We start from the raw sequence: 22,283 nt of genomic DNA on the forward strand, positions 1-22,283 counted from the left end.
CAGAAACCCAAAGCTGCCGCCTGTGTGTGAGGTCGCCGAGTGCCAAGCAGCGGAACACGAAATCGCGTTCTCGCGTGACTGGACAGCACCGGCGGCCCTTGCCTAAGGAACGGAAAAGTCGTCAATATGTGCTGAATGCGAAATGGAGTGAGTGATTATGTTGGATGATGTTGTCGGAGCTTATGGCAGCCGTTTCCTGCTTGCGGCCGGTGGCGTCGGTCTGGCGCTTCTCCTGCTCATCATCGTGCTCTGGGTGATCCGCAGCCGGGCGCCCTCTCCCTTCGTGCGCGGCGGCCGCAACCGCCAACCACGCCTGCAAGTGCTGGATGCCGCAGCCGTCGATGCTCGTCGGCGGCTGGTGCTGGTGCGCCGCGACGATGTCGAGCACCTGATCATGATCGGCGGCCCGAGCGATATCGTCATCGAAAGCCGTATCCTGCCGGCAGCGGCCGAACAACCGGAAAGCGCCGCCCGCCCGCAGCCCGTCGAGCAGCGTCCGATATCGGTCGCGCGACCGGAGACGCCACCGGTTGCTCCGTCGCGCCCGCCGGTCGCAGCCCGCGTAGAGCCGGCCGCCGAGCCCTCTTTCTCGGCACCGGCTTCGCCAGAGCCGCGCCCTCGCCCAGAACCGTTGGTTCAACCGCCGTCCCCGCCAGCCGTGGCACCGCTGGTGGTCACGAGCCCTCTTCCGGCAGAGCCTGTGACAGCTCCCTTGTCGGCCGAACGCGACAATCTCCTGCGTGCCGCCCCGCTGCCGCCACGCCCACCGGAGCGTCCCGTCGCTCCCCCCGCCGCGCAGCCCGCACAGTTTCACGATGCCTCAAGTGCCGCCGAGATCCTCGATGCCGCCCGCCAGCGCGTGCTGCCGCAGCAGCGCATCGAACCCGAGGTCTCCGCCCCGCCTGTCCAGGACATGCCGGCGGCCGCGCGCGCCGCACCAGGTAGCGCCGAAGACGATTCGGCTGCGCAGTCGGCAGCAGCGAGCCGTCTTGATTTCCAGCGGGTGCTGGAACAGGAAATGTCGAACAATCTGACGGCCGAACGCATCGTGCCGGCGCCGGCAAACCAGTCGCCTCGCCAAGCGGTGCCGCAGCCGGCCAACCTGCCACGCCGTGATCCCGAGCTTGCCCCGATCACCGGCGCCGATACCGAGCTGCAGAAGGAAGTCGCCCGCATCTTCGGCGAAATGAGTGTCAATCGCGACAAGTGATGTCGGATTGATAGAGCGCCCCTCCTTCATCATTAAGTTGCATAAAAGCCGCATTGCCCTGGCTTTCAGCACCCCGAACGGGCTTGGGGGCTCCCTTTCATGCCGATCATTTGTTATCCCTAGGGTTGAAGAGCGTTGGCGCATTTGAGGTTGCACTTTGCCTAAGTAAATACCGGTCTCACTCCAGTTTCACCCGTACTGCCGCAGAGCGACACGCTGGCGGCATGCGAACATGTTCATCGGGTGGTGGCGAGAGACCGGTTTGGCATTGTTACAATGTGCCATGTGCAGCTCCGCTATCTCAGCTCTTCAGCCGCCCACAACATCGCCACACCGCGCCCGCAAGGGGTTTTCTCATGCACCATCTTGGTGGACTTCCGAACGGAAGACCAAGACGGTATGTGCAATACGCTTCGGGTCCGATGGACCATTATTCCCAGGACAGCTCCCCAGCCTTGGATTGCATGTGGCGGATGCGGAGGCTTGAGAGCTTTCCAATCCAGCGGCAAGATCCGGCTCAACGCCAACGGTCGCAAGCTTGATGCCTGGCTTATCTACAAATGCCTGACCTGTGACAGGACGTGGAACCGGCCAATCCTCGAGCGCCGCAATGTTCGCGACATCGATCCTGCCGTCCTTGACGCGTTACAGTCCAACGATCCTGACTGGATCCGGGCAGAAACCTTCAAGCTCGATGCTCTCCGACACAAATCACAGCGTGTGGACGAGTTTGCAGAATTTGAAATCGCAAAGGAGATGCAAAGCGAAACTGCATATTGGACGAGATTGGCTATCGAACTGATGGTCCCGTTTCCAACCAGCACACGGCTTGACCGCCTGCTGGCGTCCGAGCTGAAGGTTTCACGCGCGCGGCTGCAGGCTCTTCATGAAGAAGGCATGGTTCGGACAGATCCTGACCGATCAGACGTGATGCGGCGACGAATCAGGAATGGCACCCTTGTTGTGATCGACCTCGCCATGCAGGCCGATCGAGAGCAATCGTGGAAACCTCTGGCATCCGGAGATCCGCTATAATCGTCGAAACCCGCCCAACACGCGAGAACAATGGATAAACGAAAAAGCGCCGCGATCTGATCACGGCGACTCTTTTGCTTTCATGCCTGCATGAAAACTCTCATTCGTCGCGATAGACCTTTTCGCGGCGTTCGTGACGCTCCTGCGCTTCGATCGACAGTGTCGCGATCGGGCGGGCATCGAGACGCTTGAGGCCGATCGGTTCGCCGGTTTCCTCGCAATAGCCGTAGGTGCCGTCGTCGATGCGCTGCATTGCCGCGTCGATCTTCGAAATCAGCTTTCTCTGCCGATCACGGGCGCGAAGTTCGATCGCCCGATCTGTTTCCGACGACGCCCGGTCGGCGAGGTCGGGATGGTTTGCGCTTTCCTCGGCCAGATGGTCGAGTGTCTCACGCGCTTCTCTAAGGATATCATTTCTCCATGCAACCAGCTTGGCCCTGAAATAGGCGCGCTGGTTTACGTTCATGAACTCTTCCTCTTCCGAGGGAACGTAATTGCTAAGATCGATCTTCTCACTCAACGCGATTCTCCTGAAGAACATCTCATCTGGCCGGGTGTATATCCCAAGCGCTAGTCGCGATTCAAGCCAAATACGACAGGTAAACAGATTTTTAAATCTGTTACAATTTTCGGCTAACGATCTATTTTGTCATGGTTATTCCGGCCGCCGTTTTTTGCTTCGCCTTCAAAACGCCGTGTTGTCAGCCAGGTTTTAGGGAGTTGCGGCCTGACTGGCGATTGACGGCGGCCAATTACAACCGCTACTGAAAAGACCCGCCCGATCCTGGATTTGCCCATGACCGTACCCGTGCCTCCGCCCAACCGCATCTATCTCCTGCGTCATGCCGAGGCCGGCTGGGCCGAATCCGGACAGCGCGATTTCGACCGGCCGCTCAATGAAAAGGGCTTCGGCGATGCTGAGATCATCGCCGATAAGGCCGCCGACAAAGGCTACCGTCCCGATCTTCTGATCAGTTCGACGGCGCTGCGCTGCCGCGATACCGCCGATGCGGTCTACCGGGCGATAGGCCTCACGCTTGAGGTTCGTTATGTCGACGCGCTCTACAACGCCACGGTCGACACCTATCTCGAGATCATCGATGCGCAGGACGAATCTGCCGTTATGCTGGTCGGCCACAATCCGACCATGGAGCAGACGCTGGAGGCGCTGATCGGCCATGAGGCGATGGCAAGCGCCCTTCCCGGCGGCTTCCCGACGGCAGGCCTTGCCGTTGTCGATTACGACGCTTCGGGCGCCGTCTGGCGCCTTATCGATTTCGTGGTCGTCTGAAGACTTTCGCGCCGCTTCTTTTGCAGGCGGGGCGCCCTCCCTATATTGCGGGCAGTCACCAACCGGAATTGCGCCTTGCCGCCACGCCTGACATCTTTTGCCGATGACGCCCGCATCGCCTTCGACAATCTCGCCGATCGGGCGAGCGGGATCGTCAATCCGACCGTGCGGCTCGGCGTTACCGGCCTCTCCCGCTCCGGCAAGACGGTCTTCATCTCCTCGCTGGTCCACAATCTCCTACATGGCGGCCGACTGCCGCTGTTCGAGCCGGTCCAATCCGGCCGCGTCTCGGCGGTGCGGCTGGAACCACAACCGGACGATGCCGTGCCGCGCTTCCAGTACGAGGACCATATCCGCGCACTGGTGAAGGACCGTATCTGGCCGGATTCGACCCGCGCCATATCAGAATTGCGCATCACGCTGGATTATCAGAGCGCCAGCGGCTGGAACCGGTTGTTTTCGCCCGGCCGCTTGTCGATCGATATCGTCGATTATCCCGGCGAATGGCTGCTCGACCTGCCGCTGCTCGGCAAGGATTATCGCACGTTCAGCGAGGAAACGTTGGCACTTGCCGAAACGGGCGTCCGCTCCGAACTGTCGCGCCCATGGCTGGCGCTGACGCGCGCCACTGACATCCATGCCGGCGCCGACGAGATGATCGCCCGCGACCTCGCCACCGCTTTTGCCGATTATCTCAAAGCCTGCAAGGCCGACGAACGCTCGCTTTCCACCCTGCCGCCTGGCCGCCTGCTCCTGCCCGGCGATCTCGACGGGTCGCCGGCGTTGACCTTTGCGCCGCTGGCTCTGCCGCCGGACGGGCGTCCCGGCCGCGGCTCGCTCTGGACGATGATGGAGCGGCGCTACGAGGCTTACAAATCGGTCGTCGTCAAACCTTTCTTCCGTGAGCATTTCGCCCGGCTTGATCGCCAGATTGTCCTCGTCGATGCGCTGCAGGCGATGAACCGCGGCCCCGAAGCAGTGCAGGATCTGGAACGCGCGTTGACCGATGTGCTCGCCTGTTTCCGCCCCGGCACCAATTCGCTGCTCTCCTCCCTGCTCGGGCGCCGCATCGACCGCGTGCTGGTCGCCGCCACCAAAGCCGATCATCTCCATCATGAAAGCCACGACCGGCTCGATGCGCTGACCCGCCGCCTGGTGGATCGCGCCATCGACCGCATCGGCATGGCTGGCGCCGGCATCGACGTCATGGCACTTGCTTCCGTGCGCGCCACCCGCGAGGCGACCGTCAAACGTGACGGCCATGAACTTCCGGTCATCGTCGGCACGCCGATAGAGGGCGAAACCATCGCCGGCGAACGCTTCGACGGCCAGAGAAAGACCGCGATCTTCCCCGGTGACCTGCCGGAGGATCCGGAAAGCCTGTTCGACCGCATCGCCTCGGGCGAGACCGGCCTGCAGCTGCCCGATGTTAACGTCGTCAGGTTCCGCCCGCCGCATCTCGAAGAAACCGGCGGCGGCATCAAGCTGTCGGTGCCGCATATCCGCCTCGACCGCGCCATGCAGTTCCTGTTCGGAGACCGTCTCGCATGAGCAAGCCCCCGTCCGATCCGCCGCGCCGCGCACCCGCCGCCTTCATCTATGAGGACGAAGCCACCGAGCGGCGTGACAACGGCCGGCAAGGAGGTGAGCGGCGCAAGCCGGAAAGCTTCTCCGAGAATGTCGTCGTGACGCCGGATGAGGACGATCCCTTCCTCAATCCCGACAAGGATCTGAGCGCGGTCCCCGTTGCAGCGCCGCGCAAGCGGCGGACCTCCTTCGGCAAGATCGCCGCCGGCGCCTTCGGCATCCTGCTGTCGCTCGCCATCGGCCTCTGGACCGATAGCCTGATCCGCGATCTCTTCACCCGCGCCGACTGGTTAGGCTATGCGGCCCTTGCCGTGCTCGCGGTAGGCATCCTCGCCGTGCTGGCCCTCGTCATCCGCGAAACATCAGGCATGATGCGCCTTGCCGCCGTCCAGACGATCAAGGCCGAGGCAGACGCGGCGATGCTCGAAACCCGACCAGTGAAGGCGCGTGCCGTCGTCGCACGCCTTACCACGCTCCTTTCCGCCAATCCTGAGACGTCGAAGGGCCGCGCGACGCTGAAGGCGACCGAAGGCGAGGTCATAGATCCCCCGCATCTGATTGCGCTTGCCGAACGCGAACTGCTCGCTCCGCTCGACCGCAAGGCCCGCGCCCTGATCGTCAACGCCTCGAAGCGCGTCTCGATCGTCACCGCCGTCAGCCCGCGCGCCGTGGTCGACCTGCTCTACGTGCTCTACGAGGCCGTGCGCCTCATCCGTGCCATGGCCGAGCTTTACGGCGGCCGGCCCGGCACGCTCGGCATGTTCCGTCTGTTGCGTGACGTGTTGGCGCATCTGGCCGTCACGGGCTCGATCGCCGTTGGCGACAGCCTCGTCCAGCAGGTGCTCGGCCACGGGCTGGCCTCGAAGCTCTCGGCACGACTGGGCGAAGGCGTCATCAACGGCCTGATGACCGCCCGCATTGGAATCGCGGCGATGGATCTCTGCCGCCCGCTCGCCTTCCGCGCCCTGAAGCGGCCGGGAATCGGTGATTTCATCGGCGATCTCACCCCATCCATGTCGCCGCGCGGCAACAATCCTTGAACGAAGCAGCGATTCCGCAGTTTTCGCTTGCCGTAGCGTAATGCCGGAGAAATTTCAGCAGATTCAAGGCTCTAGTGACGGGATTTTAAAACCATCACCGCGCGAAAACCCTGTACTACCTTGCATTTCGGCACAATCGAAAGGAAGGATTAACCATTCTTCGGCAAAACTTGCAGCCAGTTCGTGAGTGGTGTTTGCCAAGGAAAATCCATGTATTCGCGCAAGTTTCTCATCGTATGCGGCCTGGCCGCCGCGGCATTGTCTCCCGTCGCAGATGTCGCACCGGCAGCCACCGCTGCAACCCGTGACAAGGCCTTCTTCGATTCCGTCGCCGGCTCCTGGAAGGGGCCTGGTGAAATCGTCGCCGGCAAGTACAAGGGCACGAAATTCACCTGCAACCTGATCGGTGAGCCCACCGGCGACAGCAGCGCCGGCATCAAGCTCGACGGCACCTGCCGCGTCGGCGTCTTCAAGCAGCCGATGACCGCCGTCATCTCTCAGTCGGGCTCGAGCTACAAGGGCAAATTCCTCGACGGCGCCGCCGGCAAGGGCCTTGACGTCGTCTCCGGCGCCGTCAGCGAGGATACCGTCGTCGTCGGCATCAACCGCGCCAAGCTGAATGGTGCGATGATTGCCCGCGTGCGCGATGACAAGACGATGAACGTCACCGTTTCGGTCAAGGTCGAAAGCCAGATGATCCCGGTGATCGGCCTGACGCTGACCCGCCAGGTCGACGAGATGGCCGTGGGTTCCATCCAGTAGACAAATCGCACAGCGGATTTTCCTGAAGCGGCGGGTTTCCCGCCGTTTTCCGTTTCAGCTTCCCTGCTTCAAGCGCTCCGCCACCAGCCGCGACTGTCGTCGGCAACCACGATGCCGGTCACATCGGCATCCGACAGCCAGTCACTGACCGCCCTGCCCCTGACGAGAAGACCCGGCGCGATATCGGCAAGCGGCATCAGCACGAAACCGCGATCGGTCATGCGTGGATGCGGCAGTTCCAGCCGCGGCGCATCCTGGATCACGTCGCCATAGGTCAGCACGTCGATATCGAGCGTGCGCGGCCCCCAGCGCTCGATGCGCTCGCGTTTCATCTCACGTTCGATCGACAGGCAGATATCGAGCAAAGCCTCGGGTTCCAGCCTGGTCTCGACCGCGGCGCAGGCGTTGAAGAAGAAGGATTGGTCGGTCTTGCCCCAGGGCGGCGTGCGATAGAGCCGCGACACCGCCGTAACCCGGCAGTCGTCCCGCCCGTCCAGCCTCTGCAGCGCGGCTGCCATCGCCTTCACGGGGTTGCCGATATTGCCGCCGAGACCGAGTGTGGCGGATTGCAATGCGGCCTCAGGCAAAGTGCTCAACGCTCACCTGCACGAAATCAAGCACGCCGGGCACCGGCGCGTTCGGCTTGCGCACCGTGATCTTCGCCCGCCGGATCTGCGGGAACGTCTCGCAGAGCCCCTTGGCGATATCGAGCGCCAGGGACTCGATCAGGTAGCGCCGCTTGCCGGTGACGATCTGCTCGATCACGGTGAAGGCGATGCCGTAATTGACGGTATCGTTGATCGAATCGCTTTCTAGTGCCTCGCCGGCGACGACATCGAGCTCGGCATCGACGAAGAAGCGTTGGCCGAGGAATTCCTCCTCGTCATGCACGCCGTGGCGCGCAAAAAAGGCGCAGTTCTGCAGCGTGATCGTGTAGGTGGTCATGTCGGCCGCTTCCTCTCGAATTCCTGGCGCGCATTGAGCATAGCATCGGCGATATCGAGCGCATCCCTGTTGATTGCGACATTGTGCACCCGGAAAACCGCAGCCCCTTGAAGTCTGAGCAACGCGCTGGTCACAGCCGTCGCCGCATCTCTGTCCTGTGCCTCACGGCCCGTCACCGCGCCGAGGAAGCGTTTGCGCGACGTGCCGGCAAGCAGCGGCAGGCCGAAGCGGGAAAGTTCGGAAAACCGCGCCATCAGTTCCAGGTTCTCCTCCGCCGTCTCCTTGGCGAAGCCGAAGCCCGGATCGAGGACGATGCGGTCGCGGTTGACGCCTGATACAGCGGCGATCGCAAGCGACCTTTCGAGAAAATGCACCTGATCGTCAATCACATCGACGAGTTTTACTCTGTCGCGGCCGGTGTGCATGATACAGAGGCCGGCTCCGGTCACCGCAGCAATATTGGCAATATCGGGCTCCTTCTGCAGCCCGAAGACGTCGTTGACGATATGGGCGCCGGCGCCGATCGCAAGTCGTGCCGTCTCGGCGCGATAGGTGTCGATCGAGATCAGCGCCTGGGTGCGCCCGCGCAGTGCCTCGATGACGGGCAGCACACGCGCCTGCTCCTCGGAAGGGCTGACGGTTGCTGCGTTCGGCCGGGTCGATTCGCCGCCGATATCGACAATGCAGGCACCCTCGCTCACCGCACGCAGGGCGTGTTCGACCGCCGCATCGACGGTTTCAAAGCGACCGCCGTCCGAAAAGGAGTCCGGTGTCACGTTGATGATCGCCATGATCGTCGAACGACGGCCGAGTTCGATCTCCCGGCCATGGCCGACACGCCATATACTGCCTTCGAGCCCTGTCACCAGACTTATCCCATTGATGACGAAAAAAGCGCCATCCGATATTGCGCTTGGGGTGGCTATGCCCCAAGCTCCTGTCGATTTCAACACGGGTTGCGTTCAGAATGCCGCTTGCAGTGCGTTATATGGTCCTTCCTATCGCCTTTTCCATTGCTCTTTCCCTTTGCAGCCCCGTGGCAGCCGAAGTGATCGCATCGAAAAGCTATTCCTATTTCGACATTCGCGGCAAAACCGCGGATGAGCTCGACCGCGAACTCAGCCGACGCGGCCCGACGGCGAGCGGTTCCTCGGCGCGCCATCCCGGCGCCACGAAGATCCGCTTCGGCGGCGAGGCAACCTATATCCAGGATAACGGGCGTTGCCGCGTCGGCAACGTCAAGGTCACGGTCCACACCCAGATCATCCTGCCGCGCTGGAGCAGCCGCAAGGGCGCCAGCAAGGAGCTGTCGATGATCTGGGACGCGCTCTCGAGCGATATTAAGCGCCACGAGGAACGCCATGCCGAGATCGCCCGCGATCAAGCCCGCGCCATGGAGCGTGCCATTCGGGCGCTACGGCAGCAGCGCAGCTGCGAAGCCATGCAGGAACTCGTCTCCGACGAATCAGCTCGCGGTATAGAGGAGCACGACCGGCAGCAGGCGCGATTCGACCGGGTCGAGGCGGTTAATTTTCAGAAGCGAATGTTGAGGTTGCTGAATAATCGAATCAACGGTCGAGCCGGCGAAAAATAAGGCTTTTTCAATCTGGTTGCGAGCGGAAAACCTTAGCTGCACAACGAAACTTGTGCGAAACTTGCCCCCTCCCCAGCGATTGAATGGTCATTTTTCATCCTGGCAGACTCAACCGGAACGCGTTAATATGAATACATTCGAAAGTTCAGGTACGGCATCTGCACTTTCATCGCTGGGTTCTCCTGGCGCGTTCCGAAGCCGCGGATGTTCCTCCCTCATCCGTAGGTAATGCGCCCGCCTCGCCTCGCTCGCTCAAGCGCGCGAGGCGTCTTTTTTTGATATCGAAATTCTTGGCGACGTTTGAAGCGTAACCTGCTTCAGGCCTGGCGTTCCGGCACGTGGACCACAAGCCCGTCATAGACAGCCTTCATCCGGATCTGACAGGACAGCCGCGAAGTCGGGCGTACATCGAAGGCGAAGTCGAGCATGTCCTCTTCCATCGCTTCCGGCTGGCCGACCTTCTCCGTCCACTCCTCGTCGACATAGACATGACAGGTCGCGCAGGCGCAGGCGCCGCCGCATTCGGCCTCGATGCCGGGCACCGAATTGCGCACGGCATTCTCCATCACGGTGGAGCCTTGGTCGACGTCGAGGTCGAAGCGCGTGCCGTCGAAGGCGACGATGGTAAGTTTGGGCATCAGGACTATTTCCGGTCTTCAGGTGGGTGGGCGGATTTTCTTCCGACAATTCGGCGCGTCAGTCAATATTGGCGAAATCCGCCATAGCCTCGCAGATCGGGCCTTCGCCCGCCGTCTTCAAAGCGTCATGCGGGACGTCGCAAAAAGACCCGCGGTTCCGCAATGGAACAACGGGCCTCGTTAAAACACTATCTCCTACATGTCGCCTAAAAATGTGCAGCGGTTTTGGGACAATGACATGCATTAAATAAAGGCCTAGAGATCAGCCGCGGCAGAGCTTCAGGATGAAATTTTCGGCGTCGATGACGGCGGCACCCAGCGCTGCCGTCGCACCGGCATCGCCGCCGGTTTCCTCGACGGCTTCCGCCGTCTGCGACACGCGGAACGCGCCAACCGAGCTTGCTGCGCCCTTCAGCCGATGCGCGGCTGCGCCGATACGGATGGTTTCACCGCTGGCAATATCCTGGAGACATGCACGGGCCTGGCGCGCAAACATCTGAAGGACTTCGATTTCCAGCGTCTTGTCGCCCATCGTCTGCTTTGCGAGATGGACCAGATCGATCGGCCGGACCTTCGAGGGACACGGTCCCTTTGCATTATCCGGCGCCTCGAATACGATGTTCAATGCTGCCATCTGGGCTGCCATTGCCAATTCTCCCGTCTCTGTCGTCCGCAGTTGCAACAGTTCTGCGTCAGGAGGGTGGCTATCACGTTAAATTCCGGCACACTCCAGCCGGAAATCTCGCCATATGGTTAACGTCCGTTAAACATCCCTAAATTATTGGTTTTTAAGCCGTGTCTAGGATTCAAAGATGTTAACAACGGGTTAACGGGCCGTGAATCTCAAGCCTTCATTAATTGTGTGAAGAGCCCAGATGTGTCACTACGATACTGGTGGAGCGGGTTTATGGTACGCGCCTTTGCCGAGCGAGTGGATAATGGTAGTGTTTTGATACCTTCCGTTTGAAAAAGCGGCTATCTACTCTGAAATGACATGCTTATCCGTCCTTCGTTGGGATGGGAGGCTGGAACGGCAAAGTTGTTCCCGGGTGAGGCGGAAGCCCCGGATGCGCGGTTGGGCCGGCTGACAGTAACGAGGCATACCCGAATGGCGAACAACAAATATAACGAGTCGATTGAGGACAAGGCGTTCAAGGCATTGGACGAGGCGCTCCAGATCGACTTTAGCAAGGATAACGTACCGTCTCGCCGCGGCGACGCGCCCCAGGCCCCGGAGGCTAATGTGTCTGATCCAGTAAATGCGCGCAATCAGCAGACCCAGGAAGACGCGCAGCGCCGCAGCCGCCGCGGTGCCGCCGGCGAGCAGACTTCCAGAGGCCCGACCTTCGCGCCCGCCAACGATGCCAGCCGCAATACGCCCGCCTCGATCCTGAAATCCTTTGACGGCGCCTCCAGCCGCTCGGCGGTGCGCACCGCCACCCTGTTTTCCGTGCTTTGGGTCATGGCCGGCCTCGGTCTGATGTCGCTGCTTTATTCTCCGCAGATCTGGCAGATCCGTTCGCTCGCCGATCTCGTCGCCCTGCCCGGCGTCATCGCCGGCCTCGTCGGCATCATCATTCCCGTGATGATGTTCTATGCCTTCGCCATTATGATCTCCCGCGCCCAGGACATGCGCAACGCCGCCCGCTCCATGGCAGAGGTGGCATTGCGCCTGGCAGAGCCGGAAACCATCGCCTCCGAGCGCATCATGACGGTTGGCCAGGCCGTGCGCCGTGAGGTCTCGGCCATGAATGAGGGCATCGAGCGCACCATCGCCCGTGCCTCCGAGCTGGAAACGCTCGTCCATTCCGAAGTCAATGCCCTTGAACGTTCCTATGCCGACAACGAATTGCGCGTGCGCGGCCTCGTCCACGAACTCGGCTCCGAGCGCGAGGCGATCGTCAATCATGCCGATCGTATCCGCACCTCGATCGGCAGCGTACACGACCAGTTGAAGGAAGAGCTGTCGCTTGCGACCGAAGAGATCGCGGTGCGGCTTGCCACATCGGGCGAAGCCTTCGCCTCGCTGATCGATACACGCGCCGCGACGATCCTGGAGAAGTCGGATAGCGCCCTGCAGTCGATGGGCAGCCTGCTCGCAGCCAAGACCGATACCCTGTTGCAGACACTGAACGCATCGGGTTTTGCGCTGGCCACCGAATTCGACAACCGCCTCGAAGCCCTCTCCGTCAATCTCAACGATCATGGCGAAAGGCTGCTCAGCCAGTTCGAGACGCGCGCCTCGACCATGGACAGCAGCACGGAAAAGCTGAATGCGGCACTGAACGAGCGTACGCACCAGCTCAACGAGATCCTGATTGCCCGAACCCGCGAAATCAACGAGAGCCTGACGTCAGGCGAACGCACGATCGGCGGCACGCTCGACGACGTGCTGTCGAAGCTGAACAGCGCCCTCGACGAAAAGGGTGCAAGCTTCCGCCAGAGCCTGCAGACGACCGCCGACGACGCCGTCATGGATCTCGACGTGCGCTCCGGCTTCTTCGAGGAGCGGCTGCAGACAACTGTCGCCCAGCTGTCGACCGCCTTCGACGAACGCGTCGCCGAATTTACGAGCGCCTTCGACAAACGCACAGGCTCGCTGGACACCAAGCTGATGGAGAGCCTCGCTCGTATCAACGAGACGCTGACCGGCGGCTCGGATTCGATCGACGGCATCCTGAATTCCGGCATCGACCGCCTTGGTTCGTCGATGACCGATCAGTCGCTGGCACTCGCCACCGCGCTCGCCACCAGCCACGAAGTGCTGGAAAGCACGCTCGGCAGCCGCGCGGACGAAATCACCACAGCACTCACCAGCCGCACCGGCGAACTGACCTCGGCGCTGCAGAGCGCTACGTCTGACATCGCGCTGACGCTCGCATCGGGCACCTCCGAGCTGCAGAACAACCTTCAGACACGCTCGGCCGAATTCCGCGACGCGCTGCGCACCACCACCACCGATCTGACGACTGCCGTTGCCGCTGGCACCGAACAGGTCACCTCTGCCTTCGGCGGTCGCGCCGAGGAGCTGAGCGGCGTGCTTACCGCCCGTGCGGCCGAAATCAGCGAGGCGCTCGGCACGGCCCACGGCCGTATCGACAGCGTCATGGCAGAGCGCGGCGGCGCATTGCTCGAGGCGCTCACCACCCATCACGGCCGCTTCGAGGAAGCGCTGACGACCCGCTCCGACGCCATCATCAATGCCGTCTCCGGCACCCATGACCGTCTTGCCGAGACGCTCGACGAAAAGGCGATGGCGCTCGCCATTTCCTTGAACGAGAGCCAGGCTCGCATCGAGGACACGCTCGAGACCCGCTCCGAGGCCTTCCTCAACGCCGTGTCCGGCACGCATGATCGCCTGTCGGAAACGCTGGACAGCAAGGCGGCGGCCCTTACGACCTCGCTCGACGAGCGCCATGCCCGCATCGAGGATGCGCTTGGAACGCGCGCCGAGGCACTGCTGAACACTGTATCCGGCACGCGCGACCGTCTTGCCGAAACGCTCGACGAAAAGGCGATGGCGCTCGCCATTTCCTTGAACGAGGGCCAGGCCCGTATCGAGGATACGCTGGAAACCCGCTCCGCGGCGCTGCTGAACGCCGTCTCCGGCACCCATGATCGTCTCTCGGAGACTCTGGACGGCAAGGCGGCAGCTTTTGCCACCTCGCTCAGCGAAGGCCATGCCCGGATCGAGAATACGCTCGAAACCCGCTCCGCAGCGCTGCTGAACGCCGTCTCCAGCACCCATGATCGCCTCTCCGAGACGCTGGACGAAAAGGCGATGGCCCTCGCCATCTCGCTCAACGAAACCCAGACGCGTATCGAAGACACGCTGGAAACCCGCTCGGCAGCCCTGCTGAATGCGGTCTCCGGCACCCATGACCGCCTGTCCGAGACGCTGGACGAGAAGGCGATGACGCTCGCCATCTCGCTCAATGAGAGCCAGTCGCGGATCGAAGACACGCTGGAAGCACGCTCTGAAGCCTTCCTCAAGGCCGTGTCCGGCACGCACGACCGACTCTCGGAAACGCTCGACGAAAAGGCGACGGCGATCGCCGCCTCCCTGAACGAGGGCCAGAGCCGCCTGCAGGACACCCTGGAGAGCCGCTCGGAATCCTTACTCAATGCGGTCTCCGCCACTCACGACCGCCTGTCCGAGACACTCGACGATCGGGCGATGGCGCTTGCCATTTCGCTGAACGAGAGCCAGAGCCGTCTTGAGGAGACGCTGACAACAGGCGCCGAGGCGATCACCAATGCGGTTTCCGGCACGCATGTCGGCCTGAACGGAGTGCTCGACCAGAAGGCCGCCGCCCTCGCCGCCTCGCTAACCGAAGGCCAGGCTCGCCTCGAGGAGGCCTTGGGCCACCGCACCGCCGCGATCATCGGCGCCGTAACGGCAACCCACGATCGGCTCACCGATACGCTCGATGAAAAGACCATGGCGCTCGCCATTTCGCTCGACGATAACCAGAGCCGCTTCGACAGTGTGCTCGAAGCCCGCAGCAACGCCATCATGGAGGCCGTCTCCGGTGCCGAAGCCCGAGTCGCCGGCGCCTTCTCCGACAAGACCGATGCAATCCGCACCGCCTATACTGACAATCAGCAGCGGCTCGAAAATGCGCTTTCCGAACATAGCGCCGCCCTCTCAGGCGTTCTCGATACCGGCGGCGCCCGCTTCGAGGATCTCGTCGGCGGCTTGACCGGCCGCATCGAAGGCCGTCTGACCGATGCACATACACGGCTCGGAGGCCTCGCCGACGAGGCCGCAGCGCGCATCGAGGGCGGGCTCGCCTCTGCCCATGAGCGCATCCGCACGACGCTCGAAGACCGCGCCAACGCCATCGACCTATCGCTGAACCAGGCCCATGCGCTGATCAGCGATACGCTGGCCGAACAGGCGACCAGCATCGGCACCTCGGTGGCGACAAGCGTCGGCATGCTCGAATTGTCACTGGAGCACCGTGAAGCGGCGATCCGCCAGGCGATCGATGCCGGCGCCCAGACATTGGAAGATCGCATGCATGCCGGCGCCGGCCAGATCGCCGGTCGCTTCCAGGAGGCGGCACGTGCGATTTCGAGCTCCACCCAGGATTTGTCCACCCATCTCGATCGGTCGGTCGAAAGCCTGACGGGCCGTTTTGAAGAAACCGGATCGCGTGTGGAAGCCGGCCTTGCGGCGATCGAGACCCGCATCCGCGACGGCGTCGGCGGCGTTGCCGAAAAGGTCGAAGCGGCCAGCGGCCAACTGTCCGGCGTGCTTGCCGACGGCGTCTCCCGTATCGGCGCGCTCAGCAACGACGCCACACAGCGCATCTCGGCGACGCTCGAAGGCAGTGCCGCAAACCTCACTCAGGCGATCGACAGCCGCACCGCCAATCTGGCCGAGACGCTGGACAGCCGCACCACCAGCCTGACCGGCGCCATCGATGGCCGCACCGCGAGCCTCGCCGAAACGCTCGACCGCGGCAATGAACGCATCGAGGAACGCCTCTCCACCATGGACCGTGCGTTGACTGTCGGCCTCGATGCCGTCAATCGCACCATCGAAGGCAAGGCCGCCGGTCTCGCCTCGACGCTGCGCAGCGCAGTTGCCGACGCGGCCCAGGGAATGGAAGGCGAAGCGACGAGAACCACCGAACTGCTTGGCAAGACCGGCCAGCAATTCGCCGAGGATCTCAATGTGAAAAGCGACGAATTCACCCGCACCATGGATGAGCGCTCGTCACAGATCGTCACCCGCGTCGCCGAAGCTCAGAATCGGCTGGCAAGCCAGGCCGCTGCCGTTGCCCAGACCTTCTCGGAAGCCGGTAACGCCATCGTCAACAAGGTCGCCGAGGCCGAGACCATCGTCGGCACGCAGGTCAATGCCATCTCCAAGGTGCTGTCGGATGCTGGCCAGTCTCTGGAGACACGCGGCAATGCCATCCGCTCGACCCTGTCGGGCGCCGGCACCGAGATTTCCGCCACCATGGCGGATGTCGATCGCTCGCTGGAAGCACGCAGCAGCGCCATTCGCACCAACCTTGAAGAGCGTGCCCGCGAGATCGATACGACGTTCTCCGAAATCGACCGGGCGCTCGAAGCGCGCGGCAACTCGATCCGCTCGACGCTCGAGGAGCGCACCCGCGACCTCAACTCGATGCTATCAGGCCGTTCGGTCGAATTGACGCGCATCCTCGACGAAACGGCCCGCCCGATCATCGACCGCTACACCGATGCCGGCGAGCAGGCCGCCGCCCGCATCACCGCCGCGGCGAACCTCAGCGCCGACCGCCTGCGCGCCGAAAACGAAGCGCTCGCCAGCGCCGTTGCCGCCCGCACCGAGAATGTCGCCAATGCCGTCAGCGCCATCGAGAACAGCCTGGTCGGCAACGTCAACGGCCTCGTCGAGCGCATGTCGGAAAGCAGCGCGGCGATGGCGATGATGATGAACCGCGCCGCCGAGCAACTGACCAGCGTCGACGGTCGTCTCGGCGATACCACCACGCGCTTTGCCGACTCCGCCACCAAGGCCGCTGAAATGGTCTCCGCCTCGACCAGGCTTCTCGAAGGCAAGGTCGACCGCCTCTCCGACATTTCGGGCCAGACGCTGGCACAGGTCGGCGGCATCATCGGCCGCTTCGACGAACACTCCAAGGTTCTGACCCAGGCTTCGCAGCTTCTCGGCGCCGCCCAGTCCAACCTCGCCTCGACGCTCGAGGAACGCGAGAGCGCGCTGCAGACGCTCTCGGTCGGCCTCGTCTCGCGCTCGGCCGAGATCGAAAAGACCATGCAAGGCCTCGGCAGCATGATCGAGACCGTGTTCGAGCGGGCAGAGCAACGCTCCAACCAGGTTACCGGCAATTTGCGCCAGGGCGTGCAGTCCTCCTTCGCCGATATCGGCCGCATTCTCACCGAAACCGAGAAGCGTGCCCAGGAAGCGGCAGAGACGATGCGCGAGGCGATCACCCGCGCCGGCGACGAGGCCAATACGACGATCGACGGCACCTTCGCCAATGTCGAGCGCCGCTCCGGCGATCTCTCCAATCGCATTCGCGGCGGTCTCACCGCCTCGCTGTCGGAAGTCGATCGCATGCTCGGCGAAGCTGGCCGCGCCTCAGACGGCGCCGCCCAGCACATGCGGGAAGCGCTGCGCGAGGCGATCGATGATGCCGTCGGCCGCTTCTCCGGCGCCACCGAGGATATCCGTCGCTCTGCGGCCGACATCCGCAACGAGCTTGACGCCACCCGCGCCGAACTGAAGCGCGGCGCCTTCGATCTTCCCGAGGAAGCCAAGGAAAGCGCCTCGGCCATGCGCCGGGCCGTCGCCGAGCAGATCAAGGCGCTGCAGGATATCTCCCAGCTGGTCGGCCGCTCCAGCCAGCAGCTCGAGATCTCCGAGCCCGTCGCCCGCACACTCGCTCAGGTGCAGCCGGCCCCGCGTCCTGCCCAGCCGGTCGCAGCCCAGCCGCCGCAGCCGGCAGCACCGCCGCCGATCGAAGCGACAGGTCTGCGCGGAGCGATCGCACCGTCTGCGCCGGCTGCCGCCCCCCAGCGCGCCGCGCCGCAGCCTGCCCCCGCTCGCCAGGAAACAGGCCGCCCGGAAACAGGTCGCCAAGAGCCGGCTCGTCCGGAAAGCGGCGGCTGGATCAGCGATCTCCTGCGTGGCGCATCGCGTGAGGACGCCGCCGACGAGGCCGCGGCCGCCCGTGTTCCTGCCCGCCCGGCGGAAACTGCCGCGCCGGCCGCGCGCAGCAACGACAGCCGCAATCCGCGCCACGTCGTCGAATCGCTGAACTCGCTCTCGGTCGATATCGCCCGCGCCATCGATCACGACGCCTCGGTCGATCTCTGGCGCCGTTACCAGCGCGGCGAGCGCGACGTCTTCACCCGCCGCCTCTACACGCTGAAGGGCCAGCAGACCTTCGACGAGATCAAGCGCAAATACGACCGCGAACCGGAGTTCCGCACCGCCGTCGACCGCTACATCGGTGATTTCGAAAAGCTGCTCGCCGACGTCGCCCGCACCGACCCGAACCGGACGGTGACGCAGTCCTACCTCACCTCGGACACGGGCAAGGTCTACACCATGCTCGCTCATGCCGCAGGCAGGCTCGGCTGAACTCGCTGATCTGAACTGGAATTACCCGGGAAAGCCGCTTGAACATGTGTCAGGCGGCTTTCGCCATCCAGCCACGGAAACTTCGCCCGAAATGACCAAAGCCCTCGTGATCATCGACGTCCAGAATGCCATCCTCTCCGGCAAAGCCTCGCCAGAGCGGCAGCCCCAAGTCGATGCCGCACTCGACCAGACCGTCGCACGGCTGGCCGCGCTACAGGAAAAAGCTCGGCAGGCGGGCGCGCCGATCGTACTCGTTCAGCATGACGGCGACAGCGGCCATCGATTGGCTGTCGGCACGCCAGGTTGGGCGCTACGCGACGAGATCGCGCCGAGGCAGGCCGAGGTCGTTGTGCGCAAGAAAAGCGCCGACTCCTTCTTCGAGACCGATCTTGGAGAACGCCTGGGCGAACGATCGGTCACTCACCTCGTCGTGGGTGGATGCATGTCCCAATTCTGCGTCGACACGACAGTCAGGCGAGCCGTGTCGCTCGGATATGATGTGACGTTGATTGCCGATGGTCACACGACCAGCGACACGGCGACCTTAGCCTTCTCCGAGATCATTGCCCATCACAATGAAACACTCGATGGTTTCGATGCGGGCAAGGCGACGGTAGAAATCCGCCCCGCTGCCGAGATCGACTTTTCCTAAATTTTCGGACCACATGGGAACCCGGGACCGTTTGGCGGCCCCGGGTTCCGATATCTCACCGATCGGCCGCTATATTCCAGTTGTAGACGCACCGATCGAGGCCGATGGCGATCTCAAGCACCAGCACGTCGTGGTCGACGGCCGCTCCCTTCCTCGGCTGCGACCGGTAGCGCTGCGGAAAATCCGTGCGTCGGGAGATCGAGCAGACCTCCATCCATTTGTCGCCATTGTCGACCTCGATATCGACAGTCACCTCCGAATAGGCCGGCAGCCGGTCGGAGGGCACGATCCGGGTCGGCAGATGGATCAGCGATGCGATCATCCGGCGGACCGGCTCGAGGCAGGCGGCGTGATAGTCGTTGCCGCTGTCGGCCGTGAAGGCGCATTGGAATTCGAGCTGCCAGAATTCCTTCAGCCGCATGTGTTTGGTCGGCTGCTCCTGCTCGCGACGATAGGATCTGCCGGCCTGCCAGACGCAGAGCGGCAACCATGTCTTCGAATGATTGCCGAGAATATGCTGCATGTAGATGTAGGTCGACGGCGTGGTCTCCGGTCTCAGCACCAGCGCGGTCTCGCTGGTGGAGAGCTGTTCCTGGACCCAGATATCGGCGTTCGAATAGGCGCTTGAAACCAGCGACCGCGGCATCAACGCCGGCGCCTCGACCCTCCTGACATCCCAGGCTGGATTGACGGATCTGAGGAAACTGCGGACCTCTTGCGAGAAGAAGCCGATCATATGATCGCGCAGCTGGATCTCGCGCTCCTCCCAATGGACGAGCGAATTGACATGATAAATATTGAGCACGGTGCCTGTCTCCCTGGCAACCTTGATTGACGTGGTGAGGGGCTTTACGTCCAGCAGCGCGCCGGACGCGGAGCGCCCTGACGTCACAGCAGGACGCGAAGACCTCGCCCGCCAAGAGCGCGCACGATCGCGACCTGCAGGCAGGTGCTGATATGACGAGAGAAAGACGCGCGCTTCATGCTCATGGCGAGTTTTCTACGAGCCGTGCGCATCATTGTCAAAACCGAAGAGGGTGAGACAAAAGGAATCAGCTGTGGATGACCCTTTTTTATTGCCCCCTGTCCTTCATTCCGTCACAAACTTTTCTGATCCGCTCACATTAAAGCGAATAGCTCACTCCACCATCCAAACGATCGAGACAGCAACATTGATGACCAAGACGACATCCCGGCTCCTTGCCACCGCGCTCTCCTCCGTTTTCCTGATGGGCGCCTTCACTCTGGCCCAGGCAGGTCAGGCAAGCTTCGTCGTTGATGTGCAGTCCGGTCAGGTCCTCGAAGGCTCCAATCAGGACGATCTGAACTATCCGGCGTCGCTGACCAAGATGATGACGCTCTATCTCGCCTTCGAGGCCCTGCATGACGGACGTCTCAACTGGGACCAGAAGCTCACCATGTCGGAAAATGCCGAGAGCAAGGAGCCCTTCAAGCTTGCTGTCGGTGCCGGCCGCAAGGTGACGCTGCGCGAAGCGGTCGAAGGAATTGTCGTGCTCTCCGCCAATGATGCGGCTGTGGCGATCGCAGAACAGCTTGGCGGCTCTGAACAGGTTTTCGCCAAGGCGATGACCGACAAGGCACACCAGCTCGGCATGAAGGATACGGTCTTCAAGAATCCGTCGGGGCTTCCCGATCCGGAGCAGGTCACCACGGCGCGTGATATGGCGACGCTCGGCGTTTCGCTGATGCGGGACTTCCCCGAGGAGTTCAAGCTCTTCTCTATGCGCGGCTTCCAGTTCCGCGGCATGAAGCTGCGCGGCCACAACAACCTCATGTATCGCTATGACGGCGTCGACGGCATCAAGACCGGCTACACCGATGCATCGGGCTACAATGTCGTGACATCGGCATTGAAGGATGGCCGCCGCGTGGTCGGCGTCGTCATGGGCGAAAAGACCGCGAGCATACGCGACGACAAGATGGCAAGCCTGCTGGACAGCACTCTGCAGTCGTCATCGACCGCCACAGCTTCCACGACACCGGTCAGCCAGCCAGGCGCGACGATGACGGATTCGCAGCCGACGAAGTAGATCGACCAGCGGAGACCTGCCGAAAGGTCGCTAGCGCGTCGGCCCGATGCGTAGATTCAAAGAGTGAGAGCGTCCTTTATACGTCCGAAAAGACGCACGGCGCTCTGACGGGTTATCTGAAGGCCACTTCCAGATGCTGCCGGTCTTGCGCGATCACCTTGCAATTCGTTTCGAATCCTTCGCCTTTGATGGCCAGGACGAATTCCGAAGGAATGCCTGATGTATTGGAGACTGAAATGCCGGCGCTCTCCGATCCAATGGATTTGACGGTGCAGTCGATGGTCGAGCGTCGATCGTTGAACAGGATCGAACCCGCCTTCAGCACCCGCCGTCGAGCCCCAATGGCGTGATCGGCGTGGATCGAACTCCACGACACGCAACGATTCCGTCCGCCATGCTTGGCCTGATACATCGCCGCATCCGCTTGAGCCAGCAGGGTCTCGATCTCCTTGCTGACAATCGAGAGTGCAGAAGTTCCGAAGCTGGCTGTGACGGTCAGGGCGCCATGATCGCCGCGTATGATGTGAGAAGCGACGGCGGCTCTGAGTTTCTCGGCGACCGCGGCAGCACCCTCCCGATCGACATGCGGCAGGATGACGGCAAATTCCTCCCCGCCAAGACGGCCGAACAGATCGCCGGCTCGAAGGGTCGTCTTGCAGGTCGATGCGACCGCCTTGAGGACCTCATCTCCGGCCGCATGCCCATGCGTATCGTTCACCTTCTTGAAATGGTCGATATCGAAGACGATACACGATAGGTCGTGCTTGTGCCGCAAAGCGAGCGAAATGAGCTGATCTGCCTCCTGCTTGAAGGCGCGCCGCGTCATCGCCTCGGTGAGGCTGTCGATCGCGGCCGACTGCATGAGCTCGATGCGGTCCATAGCAGCCCCCGCCAGCTCCTCGAGAATGCTGAGATCTCTGTTGCCGAACGATCTTGGCCTGCGGTCGATCGCGCATACCGTTCCGATCATGTGCCCGGCTTTTGTTCTCAACGGCACGCCGGCATAAAAACGGATATGGTTCTCGCCCGTCACCGCAGGATGTTGTGAAAACCGCGAATCCTTGGTGGCGTCTTGCACGACAATAGGCTTTTCACAGTCCACGACATAGCGGCAGAACGTGTCTTCGCGCGACACCTCGTCGCCCGCGAGGCCGGAGCAAGCCTTATACCATTGCCGATGCGCATCGATCAGCGACACGATGCCGATGTCGATGGAAAAGATCTCCTTTATCAGGCGTACGATCCGCTCGAAGCCCTCGTCCCTCGGAGTGTCGAGGATATCGAGCTGCTGCAACACAGCCAGGCGATCATTTTCGCGTTGGATCGCCTCCAATGACGATTTCCCGAAGACCCGTGCAACCACCATGCAACATT

The 22,283-nt window shown here is 62.4% G+C and carries 18 protein-coding genes; 10 read left to right on the plus strand and 8 right to left on the minus strand.

Annotation, left to right across the window (positions count from 1 at the left end):
- Nucleotides 1–151: 151 nt before the first annotated feature.
- Together AC245Y_RS11455 and AC245Y_RS11460 are read left to right on the plus strand one after the other, a co-directional pair.
- On the plus strand, nucleotides 152–1,210 hold the full coding sequence (locus AC245Y_RS11455; protein ID WP_026157369.1) for a flagellar biosynthetic protein FliO: 1,059 nt from the start codon (nucleotides 152–154) through the stop codon (nucleotides 1,208–1,210).
- A 399-nt stretch (nucleotides 1,211–1,609) separates the two neighbouring features.
- Nucleotides 1,610–2,245 carry a DUF1062 domain-containing protein gene (locus AC245Y_RS11460; protein WP_017994227.1) on the plus strand — a complete coding sequence of 212 codons (636 nt, stop codon included), beginning with the start codon at nucleotides 1,610–1,612 and terminating at the stop codon, nucleotides 2,243–2,245.
- A 100-nt stretch (nucleotides 2,246–2,345) separates the two neighbouring features.
- Here AC245Y_RS11460 and dksA read toward each other — a convergent pair whose 3' ends face one another.
- Entirely contained in the window at nucleotides 2,346–2,765 is a 420-nt protein-coding gene (dksA, locus tag AC245Y_RS11465; protein ID WP_003559816.1) for an RNA polymerase-binding protein DksA, read from the minus strand.
- 276 nt (nucleotides 2,766–3,041) lie between these two features.
- On the opposite strand from dksA, the gene AC245Y_RS11470 reads away from it, so the two are divergent.
- From AC245Y_RS11470 to AC245Y_RS11485, 4 genes are all read left to right on the plus strand, one after another.
- Nucleotides 3,042–3,536: a SixA phosphatase family protein gene (locus AC245Y_RS11470; protein ID WP_012757665.1), complete on the plus strand. Its 495-nt coding sequence runs from the start codon at nucleotides 3,042–3,044 to the stop codon at nucleotides 3,534–3,536.
- A gap of 75 nt (nucleotides 3,537–3,611) precedes the next feature.
- Nucleotides 3,612–5,087: a YcjX family GTP-binding protein gene (locus tag AC245Y_RS11475; RefSeq protein WP_012757666.1), complete on the plus strand. Its 1,476-nt coding sequence runs from the start codon at nucleotides 3,612–3,614 to the stop codon at nucleotides 5,085–5,087.
- Nucleotides 5,084–6,163, plus strand: coding sequence for a YcjF family protein (locus AC245Y_RS11480; RefSeq protein WP_017994228.1), 1,080 nt, complete (start codon nucleotides 5,084–5,086; stop codon nucleotides 6,161–6,163). The genes AC245Y_RS11475 and AC245Y_RS11480 overlap by 4 nt, the downstream gene beginning before the upstream one ends.
- Nucleotides 6,164–6,373: 210 nt before the next feature.
- A complete protein-coding gene (locus AC245Y_RS11485) occupies nucleotides 6,374–6,925 on the plus strand; it encodes a hypothetical protein (RefSeq protein WP_003540146.1) in 552 nt (183 codons plus the stop codon).
- A gap of 68 nt (nucleotides 6,926–6,993) precedes the next feature.
- Here AC245Y_RS11485 and folK read toward each other — a convergent pair whose 3' ends face one another.
- From folK to folP, 3 genes are read right to left on the minus strand one after another with little or no spacing between them, the layout of a single operon-like run.
- Nucleotides 6,994–7,512: a 2-amino-4-hydroxy-6-hydroxymethyldihydropteridine diphosphokinase gene (gene folK / locus AC245Y_RS11490; RefSeq protein ID WP_017994229.1), complete on the minus strand. Its 519-nt coding sequence runs from the start codon at nucleotides 7,510–7,512 to the stop codon at nucleotides 6,994–6,996.
- Nucleotides 7,505–7,870 carry a dihydroneopterin aldolase gene (gene folB, locus AC245Y_RS11495; protein ID WP_003540148.1) on the minus strand — a complete coding sequence of 122 codons (366 nt, stop codon included), beginning with the start codon at nucleotides 7,868–7,870 and terminating at the stop codon, nucleotides 7,505–7,507. Before folB ends, folK begins: the two co-directional genes overlap by 8 nt.
- The gene (gene folP, locus AC245Y_RS11500) at nucleotides 7,867–8,736 is read right to left on the minus strand and encodes a dihydropteroate synthase (RefSeq protein ID WP_017994230.1); all 870 of its coding nucleotides are present in this window, start codon (nucleotides 8,734–8,736) and stop codon (nucleotides 7,867–7,869) included. Before folP ends, folB begins: the two co-directional genes overlap by 4 nt.
- Nucleotides 8,737–8,837: 101 nt before the next feature.
- Between folP and AC245Y_RS11505 the strand changes: the two genes are divergently transcribed.
- Nucleotides 8,838–9,464 (plus strand): DUF922 domain-containing Zn-dependent protease, encoded by a 627-nt coding sequence (locus tag AC245Y_RS11505; protein ID WP_017994231.1) that lies wholly within the window; start codon nucleotides 8,838–8,840, stop codon nucleotides 9,462–9,464.
- 317 nt (nucleotides 9,465–9,781) lie between these two features.
- Here AC245Y_RS11505 and AC245Y_RS11510 read toward each other — a convergent pair whose 3' ends face one another.
- Nucleotides 9,782–10,102, minus strand: coding sequence for a 2Fe-2S iron-sulfur cluster-binding protein (locus AC245Y_RS11510; RefSeq protein ID WP_003540151.1), 321 nt, complete (start codon nucleotides 10,100–10,102; stop codon nucleotides 9,782–9,784).
- A gap of 262 nt (nucleotides 10,103–10,364) precedes the next feature.
- Entirely contained in the window at nucleotides 10,365–10,748 is a 384-nt protein-coding gene (locus AC245Y_RS11515; protein ID WP_017964526.1) for an Hpt domain-containing protein, read from the minus strand.
- Nucleotides 10,749–11,210: 462 nt separating this feature from the next.
- On the opposite strand from AC245Y_RS11515, the gene AC245Y_RS11520 reads away from it, so the two are divergent.
- Both AC245Y_RS11520 and AC245Y_RS11525 read left to right on the plus strand, forming a co-directional pair.
- Complete coding sequence (locus AC245Y_RS11520) at nucleotides 11,211–18,206, plus strand: apolipoprotein A-IV repeat region-like domain-containing protein (RefSeq protein WP_017994232.1); 6,996 nt, start codon at nucleotides 11,211–11,213, stop codon at nucleotides 18,204–18,206.
- A 91-nt stretch (nucleotides 18,207–18,297) separates the two neighbouring features.
- On the plus strand, nucleotides 18,298–18,858 hold the full coding sequence (locus AC245Y_RS11525; protein ID WP_012757673.1) for a cysteine hydrolase family protein: 561 nt from the start codon (nucleotides 18,298–18,300) through the stop codon (nucleotides 18,856–18,858).
- Between the two features lie 55 nt (nucleotides 18,859–18,913).
- Here AC245Y_RS11525 and AC245Y_RS11530 read toward each other — a convergent pair whose 3' ends face one another.
- Complete coding sequence (locus AC245Y_RS11530; protein WP_017994234.1) at nucleotides 18,914–19,663, minus strand: aminoacyl--tRNA ligase-related protein; 750 nt, start codon at nucleotides 19,661–19,663, stop codon at nucleotides 18,914–18,916.
- 370 nt (nucleotides 19,664–20,033) lie between these two features.
- Between AC245Y_RS11530 and AC245Y_RS11535 the strand changes: the two genes are divergently transcribed.
- On the plus strand, nucleotides 20,034–20,909 hold the full coding sequence (locus AC245Y_RS11535) for a D-alanyl-D-alanine carboxypeptidase family protein (RefSeq protein WP_017994235.1): 876 nt from the start codon (nucleotides 20,034–20,036) through the stop codon (nucleotides 20,907–20,909).
- Nucleotides 20,910–21,021: 112 nt separating this feature from the next.
- Here the strand turns inward: AC245Y_RS11535 and AC245Y_RS11540 are convergent, their stop codons facing one another.
- Entirely contained in the window at nucleotides 21,022–22,275 is a 1,254-nt protein-coding gene (locus AC245Y_RS11540) for a sensor domain-containing diguanylate cyclase (protein WP_017994236.1), read from the minus strand.
- Nucleotides 22,276–22,283: the final 8 nt, after the last annotated feature.

This window comes from Rhizobium sp. SRDI943 (genome assembly GCF_057653695.1).